Here is an 18,253-nt window from a genome sequence, read left to right as displayed (position 1 = left end):
AGGAGTTAAGCCATGGCGGATAGCGTCAGGTTCGAACTGGTATCGCCGGAGAAGCTGCTCCTGGCTCTCGACGCCGAAATGGTCGTCGTGCCGGGCGAGGGCGGTGATTTCGGCGTGCTGCCGGGCCACACCCCGCTGATCTCGACGATCCGCAACGGCGTCATCGAGGTCACGGTCGATGGCCGCGTCGCCGAGCGCATCTTCGTCGCCGGCGGCTTTGCCGAGATCGCCAACGACAAGCTCACCGTGCTGGCCGAAGAGGCCGTGCCGGTGAAGCAGCTCGACCGCGCCAAGGTCGAGCAGATGCTCAAAGACGCCCGCGAGGACGTCGAGGACGCCAAGGACGACCACGCCAAGGCTCGTGCCAATGCGCAGGTCGAGAAATACACGGCGATGCTCGAGGCGGCGGCGTAACAGCGCCCATCGTCATTGTAAGTTTAGTGTCATGGCCGGGCCCAAGAAGAGCTTCTTGGCCGGCCATCCACGTCTTAAGGGCCATGTCAAAAATGGCCCTTGATTTTTGAAATGAATGTTCCTATTATGTTCACTGTTATTGTTAATCATCGTGAATAAGTGACGATGCTCTGAATATTGTTGGCAAAGAGACAGCTATGGGCATCCCTCTCCCTCACCTGCGTATCGCCGCTAACTATGGGGCCAAGCAATTCATTGACCGTTTTGAGGAGATTGTTCGCGAAATATTTGGTGACTCGTATGTTCGAGGCTACATCTCTGCCGGCGACTCTAGCATTGATTTCTTGAAGTTCAGCCCAACGGCGAATTGTCAAATCGCCTTCCATCGTGTGGGAGACGAGGCAAAATGTATTTGGGTTGAGTTGGAGCCTAGAATTTTTGAAAGCCGGAATTATCAGACTGCAGTGGCTTATTTGGCCGATATGCAGCAGTCGCTACGCCCACTGCTTTCACGCTACAATAAAAAACACGACACTCGACATAGATTGCGGCAGGTCAAAAGCCCCTACAGAGAGCCGCAACTGACACTCCTTGGTAAAGAGGGTCTCTACCGATTTGCCAATCTTGCAAACAAAGCGGTGCTTCATCCCTTGGACTGGAAGCGATATTACGAATTCGTACTTCAGTGTCGGAATCGACAGCGCCTATCCGAGTCTTACATTGCTTCAGAATTAGTGCAGTTGGGATTTGATCGGGAAATGGCTTCTTATCTTGGCGATATTTTTCGTCGCTTGAGTGAGTTCTCGAAGCTTCAGAAACAATATTTTTAGTTATCAGTTCAGAATCTGCTTGGTCATATCGTACCGGTGTTCCCAGTCGCGGCGCTCTAGTCTCCACGTGATCTGTTCACCACCAAGAACCTCTTAGGCTCTGAAAGCCGTCGTTCTGGACCGCGTCGTACTGTCCAAGAGGCTCGTGCCAAAGCTTTTCGATACCGGTTGCGGGCACTGCGAAGGATGGAGCAATCAATTATAGGGCACTCCTAGTTGCCCCACTGGGGTCGAGGCTGGAGGTGAACCCTGAGCTGCTTTTTCGCATTAGTCGCACGCTCGATCTGAAAGGCCGGCAAGGTTAAGGACTCGGGCAATCCTTCGGTGGAAACCAATTCTGCAGGTCTGCTAATTTTTATGACAGCCGAATCCAATCGACCAATCTGCCGAGAGCCAAATGATGCCCGAGCTAACCACTATACTTCCGATTACAGTGATATGCGCCATCTGCTTATTTCTCATCAAAGAGGGGCTGGAATACCGGCGTCGCAGGCAGGCCGATGCTCGCAAACACCGCGGGATCGTCCAGCTCCTTGAACGAGAATGTCTGGAGAATATCCGTGCCGTCGACCAACTCGAACATTTGTGTAAGGACATTAAACAAAGCGAGGAGTTGAAAGAAAGTGAGGAAGTAGACTTTGACTGCGTACATAAAGTCCGCTTCACAAAATCAGCAAACGTTTTATATGAGTGCTTCTTTTCGAATAACCATCTTCATTCCCAATCAATGATTCCATCCGTCATGAGAGACGCTTTAAATAAGCATATGCTCGATGCTGCCAGCCTAGGAGGGCCGCTTTTCAAGTCGATGCAGGAACTCCAGACCACACTTGTCGACCTCGAAGATATGCGTGGCAGACTCATCACCTATTTGGACGATGACCAATCATTCCTTGAAATGTTTTGCGGGTACGGCATTTCCCATTTCCCTGATATTCGCTTGAAGCTTGCTGCTATCTATAGGGACATCACGGGGCGGGAGCCTATCATTCAGCCTGTATTTCCCCTCCGGCAAGCCAAAATGTAACTGCATAAAACCAAAGCTGATCCATCATGTTGGGAAATCTGCACCACTTCATCCGTATCAATTTCCGATGGGTCATCGATCGATGGCGCCGGTTCCGCCTCTGGCAAGAGGACAATCTCGCAGCAACCGATGTTGGCGATATCGATCCCAGTGGAACGCTGCTCGCCCGGCACCGAAAACTGCTCGCCGATCTGCTCAAGGGGATTGGCTACTGTTTTGGGGGCGGGGCCGCCCTATCAGGACTTGCGTTAGGTGCTATCTTCACCGGGTCGGCCAGCCCGATACAGTTGAAGATTGCCGAATTTGTTTTCATGACCGCCAGCGAGGCGACCGCGTATCTCGGATATGCCTACTTTCTTTTCTGGTATCTGAATTTCTTTGACGTGGTTAATGTTTTCTCGCCAAAGTCGAACCCGCTCTCCGCCAAGGCCACGTTCTACGTATTACTGCGATCAGGCTTCCTCGCAGTAATTATTGGCTATGCCGCATTCTATATTTTGATAGACCCGGCGACCCTGATGAGGGACATGCGTCGAAGGGTTCCCGAATTTGTCCGGTTGCTCCATTGTGAGATCGAGGTCTCCGAGGCTCGGAAGTCACCTGCCTATGTGGCGACCATGGCTTGCTGGGATGACGTTCAGGCGTCCAACAGTCCGGTACGCATGTTGCCTCATAACCGAGACAACATCCCGGTTCAGCCCGGTGACTAGGCGCAGATCGAGAAATACACGGCGATGCTCGAGGCGGCGGCGTAACAGCGCCCATCGTCATTGTAAGTTTAGTGTCATGGCCGGGCCCAAGAAGAGCTTCTTGGCCGGCCATCCACGTCTTAAGGCCCGCCTCAAAACCGGGCCTTGATTTTTGGATCTGATGTACCATTTTTGTTCTAAACGCTGTTGACCATCGTGAATAGGTCTTCATCACAGCCGTCATGCCACGGCTTGGCCGTGGCATCTGCGAGTTGTTTTTTGCTCGATAAAAAATGAACGCGTGGATGGCACGCCTAAAGCGTGCCATGACACATTCAGAGTCATCGCCGGATGATAAAACTTTCCACGCCGCGCCGATGCTCCCAGCCGGCGCGTTCGAGCTCCGGCGTCGCCTGTTCGTCCTCCGGCCAGCCGACGCAGAGATAGGCCACCAGCTTCCAGTCCAGCTCGACGTCGAGATCGCGCGCCAGCGCCTCCGGCTCGAAGATCGAGACCCAGCCCACGCCCAGGCCGTGGGCGCGCGCCGCCAGCCAGAAACCGTAGACCGCCATCACGGCGGAATAGTCCAGCATCTCGGGCATGGTGCGGCGGCCGAGGCCATGGCCCTGCGCCGTGCCCTCGTCGCAAAAGACGGCCAGATGCACCGGTGCTTCCTTCAGGCCGGCGAGTTTGAGCGAGGCATAGAGCTTCGCCTGTTCGCCGCTGTAGTCCGACAGCGCCTCGGCATTGGCGGCTTCGAAATTGGCGATCACCTTCTGCCGCCGCGTCGCGTCTTCCACCAGCACGAAGCGCCAGGGCTGGCTGTTGCCGACGCTGGGCGCCAGGGCAGCGACCTCCAGCAGCCGGGCGATCAGTTCGCCCGGCACCGGATCGGTCCTGAAATGGCGCACGTCGCGCCGCCAGGCCATCAGCTCCTTGAGCTTGTCCTGAAAGGCATCGTCGAAAACGGGTGGCGAAACAGCCTTCATCGCTCCGGATGATATATCTCGCCGCCCTGTTTGCGGAAGCGCTCCGCCATCTCCGCCATGCCCCCCTGAGCATCTATTGGCGCGGCGATATCATTCTGCTGCCGGGCGGCGTCGCGCACCTCCTGGCTGATTTTCATCGAGCAGAATTTTGGCCCGCACATCGAGCAGAAATGCGCCGTCTTGTGCGCCTCCTTGGGCAGGGTCTGGTCGTGGAACTGGGCCGCCGTCTCGGGGTCCAGGCCCAGGTTGAACTGGTCCTCCCAGCGGAATTCGAACCGCGCGCGGCTAAGCGCGTCGTCGCGCCGCGCCGCGCCGGGATGGCCCTTGGCCAGATCGGCGGCATGGGCGGCGATGCGATAGGTGATCACACCGGTCTTCACGTCGTTGCGGTCGGGCAGGCCCAGATGCTCCTTCGGCGTGACGTAGCAGAGCATGGCGCAGCCATACCAGCCGATCATCGCCGCGCCGATGCCGCTGGTGATGTGATCGTAGCCCGGCGCGATATCGGTGGTGAGCGGCCCCAGCGTGTAGAAGGGCGCCTCGCCGCAGGCTTTGAGCTGCTTGTCCATGTTGGCCTTGATCTTGTGCATGGCGACATGGCCCGGCCCCTCGATCATCACCTGAACGCCCTTCGCCCAGGCGATTTTGGTCAGCTCGCCCAGGGTTTCCAGCTCGGCGAACTGCGCGGCATCGTTGGCATCCGCCGTCGAACCCGGCCGCAGGCCGTCGCCCAGCGAGAAGCTGATGTCATAGGCCCGCATGATGTCGCAGATTTCTTCGAAATGCGTGTAGAGGAAATTCTCCCGATGATGCGCCAGGCACCATTTCGCCATGATGGACCCGCCACGCGAGACGATGCCGGTCACACGATTGGCGGTGAGCGGGATGTAGCTGAGCCGCACGCCGGCATGGATGGTGAAATAATCCACGCCCTGCTCGGCCTGCTCGATCAGGGTGTCGCGATAGACCTCCCAGGTCAGGTCCTCGGCCTTGCCGTTCACCTTCTCCAGCGCCTGATAAATCGGCACGGTGCCGATCGGCACGGGGGAATTGCGGATGATCCAGTCGCGGATGTTGTGGATGTTGCGGCCGGTCGAGAGGTCCATCACCGTATCCGCGCCCCAGCGGATCGCCCAGACCATCTTGTCGACTTCCTCGGCCACCGAGGAGGTGACGGCCGAGTTGCCGATATTGGCATTCACCTTCACCAGGAAATTGCGGCCGATGATCATCGGCTCCAGTTCCGGATGGTTGATGTTGCAGGGGATGATGGCGCGGCCGCGCGCGATTTCCTCGCGCACGAATTCGGGCGTCACGAAATCGGGGATGCTGGCTCCGAAGTCTTCGCCATCGCGCAGCTTTTGATCTTTTTGGGCCAGCTCTTTCCGCGCCTCGTTTTCGCGGATCGCGACATATTCCATCTCCGGCGTGACGATGCCGCGCCGGGCGTATTCAAACTGCGTGACGGCGGCACCGTCTTTTGCGCGCAGTGGACGTGGATGGTGGGGGAAGGCGGGAACGGACGCATTGCCGCCATTATCGGCGGCCTGCACGGCGCGGCCGTCATAGGCCTCGACATCGCCGCGTGCTGCGATCAGCGCGGTGCGCCAGCGCGGCAGGCCTTTGTTGATGTCGATCTCGGCCTCGGGATCGGTATAGGGACCGGAGGTGTCGTAGACCGGCAGCGGCGGCTCATTGGCCGAGGGATGCGTGGCGATCTCGCGATGCGGTACGCGCAGCTCGGGATAAAGATGGCCGGGCTGATAGACCTTGGCCGAGGCCGGCAGCGGGCCCGTGGTTATCCGGAAATTGGGAGCGTCTGAAATCTTGTCCATGGGATTTCCTTCTCGTTTGACGACAGGAAATCCGGGATGTGGTGGATGTTCGCGGAATGCAGGCGACGAGCATGGCTGGCGCGCCTGAACGACCGTTCCCTCCGCCGGCATGACCCGGATCAGGTTCACGAAACCGCGCATCTGCGCGATTTCTCAGGGTCACGGCGTTGCAGGAAATGAACCTGCCGGCCGAATCTCAGCGCCCTAGCGGCGCCCCCCTCGGTAAGGCGGATGGTGGCGCAGGGTGGCTGCCGGGTCAACCCGTCAGATCAGCCCCTTCTCCCGCAGGGACACATGGCCCTTGCGGCCAACGATCAGATGATCGTGCAGCTCGATGCCCATCACGGCGGCAGCCTGCCGCACCTGGCGCGTCATCTCGACATCGGCGCGCGATGGCGTCGGGTCGCCGCTCGGATGGTTGTGCACCAGGATCAGGGCGGCGGCATTCAGCTCCAGGGCACGCTTCACCACCTCGCGCGGATAAACCGGCGTATGGTCCACGGTGCCGCGCTGCTGCGCCTCGTCGGCGATGATCTGGTTCTTGCGATCGAGGAACAGGATGCGGAACTGCTCGATGCCTTCATGCTGGAGCGCGGCGCGGCAGTAATCCAGCAGGGCCTGCCAGTTGGAGATCGCCGGCCGCTGCATGGCGTCTTCCTTCAGCAGCCGCAACCCCGCCTCGCGGGTGACTTTCAGCGCGGCGATCACCGCCTCGCCGCAGCCCGGCACTTTTGCCAGCCGTTCCGCCGGTGCCGACAGCACGGCCCCCAGCGAGCCGCATTCCGCGATCAGCGCCTTGGCCAGCGGTTTGACGTCGCCGTTGCGGAACACGCCGAACAGGATCAGTTCGAGGATTTCATAATCGGGTATGCCGGCGCCGCCGCTTTCCAGGAAGCGGGCCCGCAATCTTGCGCGATGGCCGTGATAATGGGGTTTTTCGGTTTCGTCCGCTTCTGCCAATCAACCCGTCTTATACATAAGGCGGCTTGTGCCAGCCCTTGGGCGAGAGCGTGAAGATTTCGTAGCCGGTTTCGGTCACGCCGATGGAATGCTCGAACTGCGCCGACAGCGAGCGGTCCTTGGTCACGGCCGTCCAGCCGTCGGAGAGCAGCTTCACCTGCCACTTGCCGGCATTCACCATCGGTTCGATGGTGAAGAACATGCCGGCCTTCAGCGGCACACCGGTGCCGGGTTCGCCGTAATGCAGGATGTTGGGCGGCTCGTGGAAAATCCGGCCGAGGCCATGGCCGCAGAAATCGCGCACCACCGAGAAGCGTTCCTTCTCAACGAAGGTCTGGATGGCGTGGCCGATATCGCCGGTGGTGGCGCCGGGCTTCACCACCTCGATGCCGCGCATCATCGCTTCATAGGTGATGTCGCAGATACGGCGGCCCTTCACGCCCACATCGCCCAGCAGGAACATGCGGCTGGTATCACCATGCCAGCCATCGAGGATCACGGTGACGTCGATGTTCAGGATGTCGCCATCCTCCAGCACCTTGTCGCCCGGGATGCCGTGGCAGACCACGTGGTTGACCGAGGTGCAGATCGATTTCGGAAAGCCGCGATAGCCCAGCGGCGCCGGCACGGCGCCATGCTCGACGATGAAATTGTGGCACAACTCATCCAGCCTGCCGGTGGTGGCGCCGGGCACCACGAAAGGCGTGATGTAGTCCAGCGTCTCCGCGGCCAGGCGGCCGGCCTTGCGCATGCCCTCGAAATCCGCCGGGCTGTGCAGCCGGATGGCGCCGGGGCGGAGGTCGTCGTCCTCGTCCGTGTCGATGATGGCGCGGGCCTGGGTCTGGTTCACGGCAAAAATCCAATATTATTGTAAAATCAGTGTCTTACGGATCAATCGACAAGGGCCGGTCCAACGCAATGCCAGCCTCCGTAACATGACATGCGTAACATAGCGCCTCGACCCCGGCATTCCTAGCCTCGATGAACCCGGCGGCATAGCCAGGGTCGCAATCGCCCGCGATGCGGAAACTGGCGCAATCGCCGCGCTGAACCAGGAACAGCATCACGGCGCGATGGCCGGCCGCCACCATGGCAGCCAGTTCGCGCAGATGCTTGGCCCCGCGCGCTGTCACGCAATCGGGAAATTCGGCCAGGCCTGCCTGCCGCATCAGATGCACGTTCTTGATTTCCAGATAGCAGTCCGGCCGGCCCGGGCCGGAGAGCAGGAAGTCCACCCGGCTGTTGCCGCCATAGGCGACTTCCGGACGGTGGGTGTCATAACCCGCCAGCTCGGTGATGCGGCCCTGGGCCAGAGCCTCGGCCACCAGGCGGTTGGGCAGGGTGGTGTCGATGCCCACCAGTGCGCCATCGGCCTCGGCCAGCACCCAGCCCCAGGCGAGTTTGCCACGGCCGGGTTTCAGCCAGACCCGGCTGCCCGGCATATCAAGCCCCAGCATGGCGCCGGGATTGGGGCAATGCACGGTGGCCTCGCGGCCGTCGGGGAAACGCACATCGGCGAGGAAGCGTTTATAGCGCCGCAGCAGGATGGCCGGGGTGAGGGCTTGGGGAAACTCCATATTCCCGGCTATAGCGGCGGCTGGTCTGCCCGTCCAGCGCGTGCTATGTCCTGTGCGCCATGACGGAAACGCCCGAGATCGTGACCCCCAAGATCGTGACAGCAGCCATGCTGGTGATCGGTAACGAGATTCTCTCGGGCCGCACCCGCGACGCCAACATGCATTTCCTGGCCGGCCGGCTCACTGATCTGGGTATCCGCCTGCGCGAGGCGCGCGTGGTGCCCGATATCGAAGAGACGATCATCGCGGCCGTGAACGACCTGCGCGCGCGCTACGATTATGTCTTCACCTCGGGCGGCATCGGCCCGACCCATGACGACATCACGGCCGACTGCATCGCCAAGGCCTTCGGCGTTGGCATCGATATTCATCCGGAAGCCCGCCGCCGGCTGGAGGCGCATTACGAGGCCGGCATGCTCAATGCCGCCCGCCTGCGCATGGCCCGCATTCCCGATACCGCTACGTTGATCGACAATCCGGTTTCGGCGGCGCCCGGTTTCCGGATCGGTAACGTCATGGTGATGGCCGGTGTGCCGATGATCTTCCAGGCCATGGTGACCAGCGTGACGCCCAGCCTCGTCGGCGGCGACAGGTTGCTGTCGCGCACCGTGCTGGCGCTGGTGCCCGAGGGCGCCGTGGCCGAGGATCTGGGCAAATTGCAGGCCGAGTATCCCGATGTGGATATGGGGTCTTATCCCGCCTTCCGTTCCGGCAAGGCGTCCACCGCCATCGTGCTGCGTTCGACCGACAAGACCCGGCTGGATGCCGCCTCGGAAGCGATGTATGCGATTTTCCGCCGCATGGGCGGCGAGCCATTCGAGAACGAGATCGTTTGATGCGCCGTTTCTCCAGCGCCGCGGTTCTGGCCGTGGCTTTTGTCTTTTCCGCGTCCGCCCAGCAGCAGACCCCGGCTGCCCTCCAGCCGCCGCCGCGCTTTCTGGCCAAGGACCTGCAGGCCCTGTGCGATGGCGGCGATGGCACCGCGCGGCTCGCCGGCTGCCTGCGGTATCTGCAGGGTGCGGTGGCGATCTATGAACTGGCGGTGGCGGAGGGCAAGGACCTGACCTGGTTCTGTGCGCCGCGCGAGGCACCGGCGAGCATGCTGCGGCAGCAATTCGTCGAATGGGCCCGCGACAATACCGACCAGATGGGGGCGGATGCCATCCAGGCGGTGAAACTGGCCCTGGCCGATGCCTATCCCTGCCAGGGGGATTAGGGCCTCGACGAGGCCCGGCGCGGCCCTGATTATGCCGCAATCGCCTCCCAGTCTGGCTGGACTATCATCATGTCGGCCGGCTGGAACCGGCAGACGGATATGCCATGCGCAGCACCTGCCTCGTGCCTCTTGTCCTCATCCTGCTGGTCGGCCCGCTGACGGCCTGTGGCCCGCCGCTGGCCTGGCAGCGGCCGAATACTTCGCTGGCCGATGCCGAACAGGACAGCCGGGAATGCGCGGCGCTGGCCCGTGACCAGGCATTCCGCGACAGCCTGTTCGCTTCGTCTTACGGCTATTATGGGTATCCCTATGGCCGTTCTTTCGGGCCATATCCATGGGGGTATTCCGGGCCACGCTACGGCTTTTCCGACTCTTTCATGTGGCGCAGCCAGCGTGAGAGCGAATTGCAGGAATTCTGCCTGCGCGCCCGGGGCTACCGCCTGATGCCGGTGCAGCAATAGGAGAACCGGATGCGCCTTGCCGGTTACGCGACGATCATCGCCACCTGCCTGGTGGCCTGTGCGCCGACCACGGAATGGTCGCGGCCGGATACCAGTGCTGCGCAAAGACAGGCTGACGAGAAAGACTGCGAGGCCATTGCCGCCTATCAGGCATTCGATGAAAGCTTTGCTTCCGGGGCAAAATACCCGCCCTACCGGGACACGCAATTCATCGAGGATGGCGGGCCGGATGGCGGCGGCCGCAATGTATCCTACAGCCGGCGGGGCGCCCGGCAGTATGAACTGGCCGAATACTGCATGCAGCAGCGCGGCTATGTGCTCGTGCCGGTGGCCAAGCCATGAGGCGTGCATTGCTGCTTCCTCTCTGTCTTGCAGCCTGTGTCACGGCCCAGACCGAATGGGTGCGCAGCGACACGACCATGGCGCAGCGCGACAAGGACGAAAAGGAATGCGGGCAGATCGCAGCCCGGCAGGCACTGGATGAGAGTTCGTCGTCACACCCGCTCTATCCACCCTGGACAGGTACCGGCTTCAACCAGGGCTTTCCGGGGTCGCCATTTTTCGGCGGCAATGAATCGCCATCCTATTTCGCCCGCGGGCCGCGCCAGTACGAGCTGACCGATTACTGCATGCGCCAGCGCGGCTATACGCTGCAATCGATCACGCCAAAACCGATCACGCCGGCGCCGAAATAAGTTCCTCGGCCTTGTGGCAGGCTGTTGCGCGGCCATCGGGCATACGCCGCAGGGCCGGCGCCTGGCTGCGGCAGGATGCATCGGCGTAGCGGCAGCGCTCGGCGAGGGCGCAGCCCGTCGGCAGCGCCGTCTGGTTCGGCGGATTGCCCTGCAGCAGGGCATGACGGCGACGCTGGCCCGGTGCCGGCGGCGTCGGCTGCGGCAGGGCGGCCAGCAGGGCTTCGGTATAGGGGTGGGCCGGCCGGGCGAAGACCGTGGCGGTATCGCCATGTTCGACCACGCGGCCGAGATACATCACCGCCACCTTCGGGCAGAGCTGATCGATCACGGCCAGGTTATGGCTGATGAACAGGTAGGTCACGCCATGGCGTTCCTGCAATTCGGCCATCAGGTTGAGTACCTGGGCCTGCACCGAGACATCCAGGGCCGAGACGGCCTCGTCGGCGACAATCAGTTTCGGCCGCGTGATCAGGGCGCGGGCGATGGCGATACGCTGGCGCTGGCCGCCGGAGAATTCATGCGGATATTTGTCCATGTCGCCGGGCCGCAGGCCGACGGTCTCCAGTGCTTCGGCAATGCGCAGGTGTCGCTCGGCTTTTCCCAGATGCTCCAGCGCATCCAGCGGCTCGGCCACGATGCGGGCAACGGTCAGGCGGGGATCGAGAGACCCATACGGGTCCTGGAACACCATCTGAAAATCGCGGCGCGCTGCGCGCAGGCCGGCAGCCGTCAGGCTGTTCAGATCACGGCCATCGATGCGGATTGCGCCCTGATCGGGTGTCTCCAGGGCCATGACGAGCCGCGCCAATGTGGATTTGCCGCACCCCGATTCACCGACCACGCCCAGATTCTCGCCGGGCCTGATATCCAGCGATACGCCATTGACGGCATAGACCTTCTGCGGCGGCGCGAACGGGATGGCGCGTGGCAGCGGATAGGCCTTGTGCACATCGCGGATCTCGACCAGCGCGTTCATGGCCGGTCCTGCGTCATGTCGGTGCGCCAGCATTCGGCACCATGCTGCGGCCCGACCTCCACAAAGGGCGGGAAGTCGCTGCCGCAGCGCGGTTCGGCCAGGGCGCAGCGCGGGGCGAAGGCGCAGGCGCCGCCCAGGTCGCGCAGGTCGGGCACCACGCCGGGGATGGTCGGCAGGCGGGGTCGCGGATGCGGCATGCCGGGGGCGAGGCGCGGCATGGCCGCGAACAGGCCGCGCGCGTAAGGATGGCGCAGGCCGGCGAAGACCTCGTGCACCGGACCGGTCTCGACGGCGCGGCCGGCATACATCACCAGCACGCGATCCACGGTTTCGGCGATCACGCCGAGATCGTGGCTGATCAGGATCAGGGCCATGCCGCTGTCGTCCACCAGCCTGCGGATCAGGTCGAGGATCTGGCCCTGGATGGTGACATCCAGCGCCGTGGTCGGTTCGTCGGCGATCAGGATGTCGGGGTCGCAGGCCAGCGCCATGGCGATCATCACGCGCTGGCGCTGGCCGCCCGACATCTGGTGCGGATAGGAATCCAGCCGCGCGCGCGGATTGGGAATGCCGACGCGGTCCAGCAGTTCGGCCGCGCGCTCATAGGCCTGCCGGCGGTTCAGCCCCAGATGCTGTTGCAGCGGTTCGGCGATCTGGTCGCCGATGCGGTGCAATGGATTCAGAGAGGTCATCGGTTCCTGGAAGATCATCGCCAGGCGATTGCCGCGCAGGCCGCACAGCCGGCGCTCGTCGTATTGCAGGATGTCCTCGCCATGGAACAGCACATGGCCATCGGCGCGGGCATTGTCGGGCAGCAATCCCATCAGGGCCAGCGCGGTGAGCGACTTGCCGCAGCCCGATTCACCCACGATGCCGAGTGTCTCGCCGCGGTTGAGGCTGAAATCCAGTCCGCGCACGGCTTCGGCCGGACCGCGGGCGGTGGTCAGCGTCACGCGCAGATCGCGCACGGCGAGAAGCGGCCGGTCCATCGCGTTACCGTTGTCGCGACAGGCGCGGATCGGTCAGATCGCGCAGGCCGTCGCCCAGCAGGTTGAACCCCAGTACGGCGATGGCGATGGCCATGCCGGGAAATACCGCCAGATAAGGCGCGCGGAACACCATGGTCTGCGCCTCGTTCAGCATGCGGCCCCAGGACGGCGTCGGCGGCTGGGTGCCCAGCCCGAGATAGGACAACGCCGCCTCGGCCAGGATGGCCAGCGCGAACTGGATGGTCGCCTGCACGACAATCACGGCCAGGATATTGGGCAGCACATGCTCCAGGGTGATCCGAAAGCCGCCCTTGCCGGCGCTACGCGCGGCCAGGATGTAGTCGCGCGACCAGACCGCATTGGCCGAGCCGCGCACCACGCGGGCGAAAACCGGGATGTTGAAAATGGCGATGGCGACGATGGAATTCATCGTGCTGGGACCGAATACCGCAGCGAGCAGGATGGCCGAGAGGATGGCGGGGAAGGCAAAGGTGAAGTCGGCGAAGCGCATCACCAGTTCCTCGATCCAGCCGCGCCGCGCCGCGGCCAGCAGGCCCAGCGCGCTGCCTGCCAGCAGACCGATGCCAACGGCGACCAGGCCCACCAGCAGGGAATTCTGTGCCCCAGCCAGAATCAGCGACAGCACATCACGCCCGAAACTGTCGGTGCCCAGCCAGTGTTCGGCCGAGGGCAGGGCCATGCGCTTGCGGATATTCATCGCGGTCGGCGCATAGGGCGTCCAGATCAGCGACAGCAACGCCATGCCGAACACGCATCCTGAAAGCAGGGCGCCGACGGCGAAGCTGCGATGCCGCAGGGCGCGGCGCAGCATGAGTACGGTCTCAGACATCGCGGCCCTTCAGTCGCGGATCGATCACTGCATAGAGCACATCGACCACGAAATTCACCGCGACCACGGTGAAGGCGAGCAGGATGACCGCCGCTTTCACCACCTCGATATCGCGATTGCTGATCGCCTGGAAGACCAGCCGGCCGAGGCCGGGCAGGGAGAAGACCTGTTCGACCACGATGGTTCCGGTCAGCAGGTTGCCGAATTGCAGGCCGATCACCGTGATCACCGGGATCAGGGCGTTGCGCAGCACATGGCGCCACAGGGCCTGGCTGCGACTTAAGCCTTTTGCGCGCGCCGTGCGCACGAAATCCTCGCGCAGGACTTCCAGCACGGCCGAGCGGGTGATGCGGGCCAGGATGGCGGCCTGCACCACGGCGAGCGAGATGCCGGGCAGGATCAGACTGAGCATCGCCGGACCGAAGCCGGCGCGCCAGCCGGGGAAGCCGCCGGCCGCCAGCCAGCCGAGATTCACGGCGAACAGCAGGATGAGCAGCAGGCCGAACCAGAAATTCGGAATCGAGATGCCGAGCTGGCTGATGCCCATGATCACGACGTCGCCGGCCCTGTTATGCTGCGCGGCGGCGAAAACGCCCAGGCCCAACGCCAGAACCACGGTGATCAGCATGGCGAACAGCGCCAGCGGATAGGTAAGCGCCAGCCGTTCGGCGATCAGCGGCCAGACCGGCGTCTTGTAGGCATAGGAGATGCCGAAATCACCCTGCAGCAGGGCGCCGAGCCAGCCCAGGTAACGATCCAGCACCGGCTGGTCGAGGCCGTATTCATGACGGAACACGGCGAGCTGATCGTCGGTGGCATCGATGCCCAGCACCAGCAGGGCCGGGTCGCCGGGCAGGATTTCCAGCACCAGGAACACGACCACCGAGGTTGCCAGAAGGGTGGCAATCAGGGTGGCGAAGCGCTTGAGCAGGAAAACGGGCATCAGGAGGGGTCCGCCTGCCGCCGCCGGTCGGCCAGCCGCTCCAGCAGGGCCTGTTTGCCGACGGTGTCCAGCGCCGGCCAGGCGCCGATTTCCTCGCCGGTGCGGAAACAGCCCAGGCACCAGCCGGTGCGGCGGTCGATGCTGCACACCTTGGTGCAGGGGGAGGGCGGCGGGTCGTCGATCATGGCGAAATTATGGCACCCAGGAGCGGAATTCACAGGCCCGTGAGGGGCTTGGATGACCGCAAAATGCCATGGGGGGCTTGAACCTGGGGCATGGAAACTCTTATCTAGCGGGCGCCGCGGGACGGGAGTCGGCCCGGGCGGGCAGGGGATGCAGTAAGACGATGATCGACATAAAAAATCTGGTCAAGCAATTCGGTCCGTTCACCGCTGTCGACCATATCAGTTTCAGTGTCGCCAAAGGCGAGGTGCTCGGCTTCCTGGGCCCCAACGGTGCCGGCAAATCCACCACCATGAAAATGCTGTGCGGGTTCCTGAACCCCACCGCGGGCAGCATTTCGGTTTGTGGTCATGATGTGGAGGCCGATCCGCTGGCGGCCAAGGCCAGCATCGGCTACCTGCCCGAGGGCGCGCCCAGCTATGCCGACATGACGGCGCGCGGGTTCCTCGATTTCATCGCCGATGTGCGCGGCATGAACGGCAAGGACCGCGACTGGCGGCTCGACAAGGTGATCGATCAGGTCAACATCAAGGATGTGCTGGACCAGCCGATCGACACCCTGTCCAAAGGCTACAAACGCCGTGTCGGTCTGGCCCAGGCGATCCTGCATGATCCGCCGGTGCTGGTGCTGGACGAGCCGACCGACGGCCTCGATCCGAACCAGAAGCACGAGGTGCGCGGACTGATCCAGGCCATGTCGCGCGACAAGGCGATCATCATCTCCACCCATATCCTTGAAGAAGTGGAAGCGGTGTGCAGCCGCGCCATCGTGATCGCCCGGGGCCGCATCGTGGCCGAGGGGCGGCCGGAAGGCAGCGCCGGCTGGCGCATCGGCGACATCCTCGCCGCGCCGGGCAAACTCGATGCCGCTTTCCGCCAAGTGACGCAAGCCCGCGCGGCCTGACCAGGATACTCGCCATGAAACCCATGCTCGCTGTCTTTCGCCGCGAAATCGCTGGCTATTTCGCCACCCCGGTGGCCTATGTCTTCATCGTGGTGTTCCTGTTCACCGCCGGCATCTTCACCTTCTATCTCGGCCAGTTCTTCGAACGCGGCCAGGCCGACCTGAAGGCCTTCTTCCTGTTCCACCCCTGGCTTTACCTGTTCTTCCTGCCGGCCATCGCCATGCGGCTGTGGGCAGAGGAACGCAAGGCCGGCACGATCGAGCTGCTGCTCACGCTGCCGATCCCGCTCTGGGCCGCGGTGGCGGGCAAGTTCCTCGCCGCCTGGGCCTTCGCCGGCATTGCGCTGGCGCTGACCTTCCCGCTTTGGCTCACCGTCAACTGGCTCGGCTCGCCCGATAACGGCGTGATCCTGGCCGGCTATATCGGCAGCCTGCTGATGGCCGGTGCCTATCTGGCGATCGGCAGCTGCATGTCGGCCGTGACCAAGAATCAGGTGATCGCCTTCGTGGTGGCCGTGCTGGTCTGCTTCATCTTCACGGTTTCGGGCGCGCCGATGGTGCTGAGCTTCTTCCAGGGCTGGGCGCCGTCGCTGGTGGTCGACACCATCGCCTCCTTCAGCTTCCTGGGGCATTTCAATGCCATCACCGAAGGCGTGATCGATCTGCGCGATCTGGTGTTCTTCGTCTCCCTGATCGTGGTCTGGCTCTATGCCACCGCGATTGTCGTCGATTTCAAGAAAGCGGGCTGAGGTCGCAGCATGAAAACCGGCAGCAAAGCCCTTCTCACCGGCACCGGACTGATCGCCGCCTTCGCGGTGTTCTTCGCGGTCAACATCATCGTCAACCAGGGTCTGCGCGACACCCGCATAGACCTGACGCAGGCGCGGCTCTACACGCTGTCTGACGGCACGCGCAACGTGCTGAAGACGATCCCCGAGCCGATCACGCTGCGCTTCTTCTTTTCCGACAAGCTGGCCGGCAGTGCGCCGCAACTGAAGCAGTACGGCATCCGTGTGCGCGAGTTGCTGGAACGCTATGCAGCGCTGTCGGGCGGCAAGCTGCGGCTGGAGGTGATCGACCCCGAGCCCTTCACCGAGGCCGAGGACCGCGCCGTGCAGGCCGGCCTGCAGGGAATCAATCTGCCGGGCGGGCAGTTCTATTTCGGCCTGGTCGCCAGCAACACGCTGGACCAGCAGCAGAGCATTCCCTTCTTCCAGGCCGAGAAAGAGCAGTTCCTGGAATACGATCTGACCAAGCTGGTCTACGGCCTCAGCAATCCGAAGAAACCCACCGTCGGCATCCTCGGCAGCCTGCCGCTGGAATTCGGCCCGGGCGGGATGATGGCGGCGATGCGCGGCCAGTCGCAGCCTTATCTGATCCTTGACCAGATCAAGCAGTTCTTCGACGTGAAGATGCTGGATGCCACCAAGCCGGAAGAGATCGACGACAAGCTCTCCGTGCTGGTCCTGGCCCATCCCAAGGATCTGTCGCCGCAGGCGCAGTATGCCGTCGACCAGTTCGTGCTGAAGGGCGGCCGGCTGATCGTGTTCGCCGATCCCTATTCCGAAACCATGGCGGCGATGCCCAACCCGATGACCGGGCAGCCGATGCCGCCGGGCGGCGACCAGTCGTCGCTGCTGCCCGACTTGTTCAAGGCCTGGGGCGTCGAAGTGGTGCCCGGCAAGTTCGTTGCCGACCTGACGCTGGCCCAGCGCGTGCAGACCGGCCGCAGCGGCCCGGCCGCCGTGGTCGATTACATTCCCTGGCTGGCCATCCCGGGCGACCGCCTGAGCCAGCAGGATGTCGTCACCGCCGAGCTCACGCAGATCAATGCCGCCTCGATGGGCGCGATCCGCAAGCTGGAAGGCGCGGCCACCACGCTCACCCCGCTGATCACCTCGTCGAACCAGGCGATGCTGATGGATGTCAACGACCTGCAGGGCGATCCGAACCCGCAGGCCCTGGCCGAGAAGTTCAAGCCCGCGGGCGAGACCTATACGCTGGCGGCGCGCATCAGTGGCCCGGCCAAGACGGCCTTCCCGAATGGTGCGCCCTCCTCCGACAAACAGGCGGCTGACAAGAAGGATGGGCAGCCGGCTCCGGCCGCGCAGGTGATGGAGAGCGCCAAGCCGATCAACGTGCTGCTGGTGAGCGATGCCGATCTGCTGGACGACCGCTTCTGGGTGCGCAATCAGCAGATGTTCGGCCAGAACCTCTATGTGCCGATCGCCGCCAATGCCGATTTCCTGGTCAATGCCATCGACAACATGTCGGGCTCGGGCGATCTGATCGGCCTGCGCAGCCGCGGCAAGTCGCAGCGGCCGTTCGAGCTGATCGACAACATGCGCCGCCAGGCCGAGCAGCAGTTCCTCGCCCGCCAGAAGGCGCTGGAACAGAAGCTCAGCGACACGCAGAAGAAGCTGGCCGACATGCAGTCGAAGAGCCAGGAGCAGTCCAACGCCCTGCTCAGCGCCGAGCAGCAGGCGGCCATGGACGCCTTCCGCGACGACCTGCTCAATACCCGGCGCGAATTGCGCGGCGTGCAGCGCGAGCTGAACCGCGACATCGAGGGCCTGCAATTGCTGGTCAAGTTCATCAATATCGGCCTGATGCCGCTGCTGGCCGCCCTGGTGGCGGTTGGCCTGGCGATCGCCTGGCGCCGCCGGCGTATCCGGCGCGCCCTTGAAGGCTGATCTCTTTCCGTTAGGGAGTATG

Annotated in this window: 22 protein-coding genes and 1 riboswitch; of the genes, 12 read left to right on the top strand and 10 right to left on the bottom strand. The window is 62.9% G+C overall.

Annotated features, from left to right (window positions below):
- Positions 1 to 12: 12 nt before the first annotated feature.
- The 4 genes from ACE3OO_RS05090 (at position 13) to ACE3OO_RS05075 (ending at position 2,981) form a co-directional block, all read left to right on the top strand.
- Positions 13 to 414, top strand: coding sequence for a F0F1 ATP synthase subunit epsilon (locus ACE3OO_RS05090; protein WP_374300398.1), 402 nt, complete (start codon positions 13 to 15; stop codon positions 412 to 414).
- A 197-nt stretch (positions 415 to 611) separates the two neighbouring features.
- Positions 612 to 1,244, top strand: coding sequence for a hypothetical protein (locus ACE3OO_RS05085; protein ID WP_374300396.1), 633 nt, complete (start codon positions 612 to 614; stop codon positions 1,242 to 1,244).
- Positions 1,245 to 1,641: 397 nt separating this feature from the next.
- On the top strand, positions 1,642 to 2,271 hold the full coding sequence (locus ACE3OO_RS05080) for a hypothetical protein (protein ID WP_374300394.1): 630 nt from the start codon (positions 1,642 to 1,644) through the stop codon (positions 2,269 to 2,271).
- A 26-nt stretch (positions 2,272 to 2,297) separates the two neighbouring features.
- Positions 2,298 to 2,981, top strand: coding sequence for a hypothetical protein (locus ACE3OO_RS05075; protein ID WP_374300391.1), 684 nt, complete (start codon positions 2,298 to 2,300; stop codon positions 2,979 to 2,981).
- 320 nt (positions 2,982 to 3,301) lie between these two features.
- Here ACE3OO_RS05075 and bluB read toward each other — a convergent pair whose 3' ends face one another.
- The 5 genes from bluB to sfsA all read right to left on the bottom strand — a co-directional run bounded on the left by bluB (position 3,302) and on the right by sfsA (position 8,321).
- Positions 3,302 to 3,949 carry a 5,6-dimethylbenzimidazole synthase gene (gene bluB, locus ACE3OO_RS05070; protein ID WP_374300389.1) on the bottom strand — a complete coding sequence of 216 codons (648 nt, stop codon included), beginning with the start codon at positions 3,947 to 3,949 and terminating at the stop codon, positions 3,302 to 3,304.
- Positions 3,946 to 5,784 carry a phosphomethylpyrimidine synthase ThiC gene (thiC, locus tag ACE3OO_RS05065; RefSeq protein WP_374300387.1) on the bottom strand — a complete coding sequence of 613 codons (1,839 nt, stop codon included), beginning with the start codon at positions 5,782 to 5,784 and terminating at the stop codon, positions 3,946 to 3,948. The genes bluB and thiC overlap by 4 nt, the downstream gene beginning before the upstream one ends.
- Positions 5,785 to 5,863: 79 nt before the next feature.
- Positions 5,864 to 6,013, bottom strand: a riboswitch (TPP riboswitch).
- Between the two features lie 35 nt (positions 6,014 to 6,048).
- Positions 6,049 to 6,744 carry a DNA repair protein RadC gene (gene radC / locus ACE3OO_RS05060; protein ID WP_374300386.1) on the bottom strand — a complete coding sequence of 232 codons (696 nt, stop codon included), beginning with the start codon at positions 6,742 to 6,744 and terminating at the stop codon, positions 6,049 to 6,051.
- 10 nt (positions 6,745 to 6,754) lie between these two features.
- Positions 6,755 to 7,567, bottom strand: a complete 813-nt coding sequence (gene map / locus ACE3OO_RS05055; protein ID WP_374304662.1) for a type I methionyl aminopeptidase — start codon at positions 7,565 to 7,567, stop codon at positions 6,755 to 6,757.
- A 61-nt stretch (positions 7,568 to 7,628) separates the two neighbouring features.
- A complete protein-coding gene (gene sfsA, locus ACE3OO_RS05050) occupies positions 7,629 to 8,321 on the bottom strand; it encodes a DNA/RNA nuclease SfsA (RefSeq protein ID WP_374300384.1) in 693 nt (230 codons plus the stop codon).
- A gap of 59 nt (positions 8,322 to 8,380) precedes the next feature.
- Here sfsA and ACE3OO_RS05045 point away from each other — a divergent pair, with 59 nt between their 5' ends.
- The 5 genes from ACE3OO_RS05045 to ACE3OO_RS05025 all read left to right on the top strand — a co-directional run bounded on the left by ACE3OO_RS05045 (position 8,381) and on the right by ACE3OO_RS05025 (position 10,693).
- Complete coding sequence (locus ACE3OO_RS05045; protein ID WP_374300382.1) at positions 8,381 to 9,157, top strand: competence/damage-inducible protein A; 777 nt, start codon at positions 8,381 to 8,383, stop codon at positions 9,155 to 9,157.
- Positions 9,157 to 9,537 (top strand): Rap1a/Tai family immunity protein, encoded by a 381-nt coding sequence (locus tag ACE3OO_RS05040; RefSeq protein ID WP_374300381.1) that lies wholly within the window; start codon positions 9,157 to 9,159, stop codon positions 9,535 to 9,537. Before ACE3OO_RS05045 ends, ACE3OO_RS05040 begins: the two co-directional genes overlap by 1 nt.
- A 104-nt stretch (positions 9,538 to 9,641) precedes the next feature.
- A complete protein-coding gene (locus tag ACE3OO_RS05035; RefSeq protein WP_374300379.1) occupies positions 9,642 to 9,998 on the top strand; it encodes a hypothetical protein in 357 nt (118 codons plus the stop codon).
- A gap of 9 nt (positions 9,999 to 10,007) precedes the next feature.
- Positions 10,008 to 10,340, top strand: a complete 333-nt coding sequence (locus ACE3OO_RS05030) for a hypothetical protein (protein WP_374300378.1) — start codon at positions 10,008 to 10,010, stop codon at positions 10,338 to 10,340.
- A gap of 8 nt (positions 10,341 to 10,348) precedes the next feature.
- Positions 10,349 to 10,693, top strand: a complete 345-nt coding sequence (locus tag ACE3OO_RS05025; RefSeq protein ID WP_374300376.1) for a hypothetical protein — start codon at positions 10,349 to 10,351, stop codon at positions 10,691 to 10,693.
- Here ACE3OO_RS05025 and ACE3OO_RS05020 read toward each other — a convergent pair.
- Genes ACE3OO_RS05020 through ACE3OO_RS05000 form a run of 5 tightly spaced genes read right to left on the bottom strand, consistent with a single transcriptional unit; the run spans position 10,674 to position 14,636 of the window.
- On the bottom strand, positions 10,674 to 11,669 hold the full coding sequence (locus tag ACE3OO_RS05020; protein WP_374300374.1) for an ABC transporter ATP-binding protein: 996 nt from the start codon (positions 11,667 to 11,669) through the stop codon (positions 10,674 to 10,676). The two genes, ACE3OO_RS05025 and ACE3OO_RS05020, sit on opposite strands and share 20 nt — an antisense overlap.
- Entirely contained in the window at positions 11,666 to 12,658 is a 993-nt protein-coding gene (locus ACE3OO_RS05015; RefSeq protein WP_374300372.1) for an ABC transporter ATP-binding protein, read from the bottom strand. Before ACE3OO_RS05015 ends, ACE3OO_RS05020 begins: the two co-directional genes overlap by 4 nt.
- A gap of 4 nt (positions 12,659 to 12,662) precedes the next feature.
- Complete coding sequence (locus tag ACE3OO_RS05010; RefSeq protein WP_374300370.1) at positions 12,663 to 13,508, bottom strand: ABC transporter permease; 846 nt, start codon at positions 13,506 to 13,508, stop codon at positions 12,663 to 12,665.
- The gene (locus tag ACE3OO_RS05005; RefSeq protein ID WP_374300367.1) at positions 13,501 to 14,451 is read right to left on the bottom strand and encodes an ABC transporter permease; all 951 of its coding nucleotides are present in this window, start codon (positions 14,449 to 14,451) and stop codon (positions 13,501 to 13,503) included. The genes ACE3OO_RS05010 and ACE3OO_RS05005 overlap by 8 nt, the downstream gene beginning before the upstream one ends.
- Complete coding sequence (locus tag ACE3OO_RS05000) at positions 14,451 to 14,636, bottom strand: DUF1289 domain-containing protein (RefSeq protein ID WP_374300365.1); 186 nt, start codon at positions 14,634 to 14,636, stop codon at positions 14,451 to 14,453. Before ACE3OO_RS05000 ends, ACE3OO_RS05005 begins: the two co-directional genes overlap by 1 nt.
- A 161-nt stretch (positions 14,637 to 14,797) precedes the next feature.
- Here ACE3OO_RS05000 and ACE3OO_RS04995 point away from each other — a divergent pair, with 161 nt between their 5' ends.
- From ACE3OO_RS04995 to ACE3OO_RS04985, 3 genes are read left to right on the top strand one after another with little or no spacing between them, the layout of a single operon-like run.
- A complete protein-coding gene (locus tag ACE3OO_RS04995; RefSeq protein WP_374300363.1) occupies positions 14,798 to 15,538 on the top strand; it encodes an ABC transporter ATP-binding protein in 741 nt (246 codons plus the stop codon).
- 14 nt (positions 15,539 to 15,552) lie between these two features.
- Positions 15,553 to 16,287, top strand: coding sequence for an ABC transporter permease subunit (locus tag ACE3OO_RS04990; RefSeq protein ID WP_374300360.1), 735 nt, complete (start codon positions 15,553 to 15,555; stop codon positions 16,285 to 16,287).
- A gap of 9 nt (positions 16,288 to 16,296) precedes the next feature.
- Complete coding sequence (locus ACE3OO_RS04985) at positions 16,297 to 18,231, top strand: Gldg family protein (RefSeq protein WP_374300358.1); 1,935 nt, start codon at positions 16,297 to 16,299, stop codon at positions 18,229 to 18,231.
- Positions 18,232 to 18,253: the final 22 nt, after the last annotated feature.

Source organism: Ferrovibrio sp., from assembly GCF_041906005.1.
In the GTDB taxonomy this organism is placed as follows: Bacteria; Pseudomonadota; Alphaproteobacteria; order Ferrovibrionales; family Ferrovibrionaceae; genus Ferrovibrio.
The sequence above is the reverse complement of the archived record's forward strand: the minus strand, read 5'-3'. Positions and strand labels throughout refer to the sequence as shown.

Excerpts from the sequence above, each read along its gene's own strand:
- ACE3OO_RS05090 (WP_374300398.1), top strand. The coding sequence starts at position 13 with ATGGCGGATAGCGTCAGGTTCGAACTGGTATCGCCGGAGAAGCTGCTC.
- ACE3OO_RS05085 (WP_374300396.1), top strand. The coding sequence starts at position 612 with ATGGGCATCCCTCTCCCTCACCTGCGTATCGCCGCTAACTATGGGGCC.
- ACE3OO_RS05080 (WP_374300394.1), top strand. The coding sequence starts at position 1,642 with ATGATGCCCGAGCTAACCACTATACTTCCGATTACAGTGATATGCGCC.
- ACE3OO_RS05075 (WP_374300391.1), top strand. The coding sequence starts at position 2,298 with ATGTTGGGAAATCTGCACCACTTCATCCGTATCAATTTCCGATGGGTC.
- bluB (WP_374300389.1), bottom strand. The coding sequence starts at position 3,949 with ATGAAGGCTGTTTCGCCACCCGTTTTCGACGATGCCTTTCAGGACAAG.
- thiC (WP_374300387.1), bottom strand. The coding sequence starts at position 5,784 with ATGGACAAGATTTCAGACGCTCCCAATTTCCGGATAACCACGGGCCCG.
- sfsA (WP_374300384.1), bottom strand. The coding sequence starts at position 8,321 with ATGGAGTTTCCCCAAGCCCTCACCCCGGCCATCCTGCTGCGGCGCTAT.
- ACE3OO_RS05045 (WP_374300382.1), top strand. The coding sequence starts at position 8,381 with ATGACGGAAACGCCCGAGATCGTGACCCCCAAGATCGTGACAGCAGCC.
- ACE3OO_RS05040 (WP_374300381.1), top strand. The coding sequence starts at position 9,157 with ATGCGCCGTTTCTCCAGCGCCGCGGTTCTGGCCGTGGCTTTTGTCTTT.
- ACE3OO_RS05035 (WP_374300379.1), top strand. The coding sequence starts at position 9,642 with ATGCGCAGCACCTGCCTCGTGCCTCTTGTCCTCATCCTGCTGGTCGGC.
- ACE3OO_RS05030 (WP_374300378.1), top strand. The coding sequence starts at position 10,008 with ATGCGCCTTGCCGGTTACGCGACGATCATCGCCACCTGCCTGGTGGCC.
- ACE3OO_RS05020 (WP_374300374.1), bottom strand. The coding sequence starts at position 11,669 with ATGAACGCGCTGGTCGAGATCCGCGATGTGCACAAGGCCTATCCGCTG.
- ACE3OO_RS05015 (WP_374300372.1), bottom strand. The coding sequence starts at position 12,658 with ATGGACCGGCCGCTTCTCGCCGTGCGCGATCTGCGCGTGACGCTGACC.
- ACE3OO_RS05010 (WP_374300370.1), bottom strand. The coding sequence starts at position 13,508 with ATGTCTGAGACCGTACTCATGCTGCGCCGCGCCCTGCGGCATCGCAGC.
- ACE3OO_RS05005 (WP_374300367.1), bottom strand. The coding sequence starts at position 14,451 with ATGCCCGTTTTCCTGCTCAAGCGCTTCGCCACCCTGATTGCCACCCTT.
- ACE3OO_RS05000 (WP_374300365.1), bottom strand. The coding sequence starts at position 14,636 with ATGATCGACGACCCGCCGCCCTCCCCCTGCACCAAGGTGTGCAGCATC.
- ACE3OO_RS04995 (WP_374300363.1), top strand. The coding sequence starts at position 14,798 with ATGATCGACATAAAAAATCTGGTCAAGCAATTCGGTCCGTTCACCGCT.
- ACE3OO_RS04990 (WP_374300360.1), top strand. The coding sequence starts at position 15,553 with ATGAAACCCATGCTCGCTGTCTTTCGCCGCGAAATCGCTGGCTATTTC.
- ACE3OO_RS04985 (WP_374300358.1), top strand. The coding sequence starts at position 16,297 with ATGAAAACCGGCAGCAAAGCCCTTCTCACCGGCACCGGACTGATCGCC.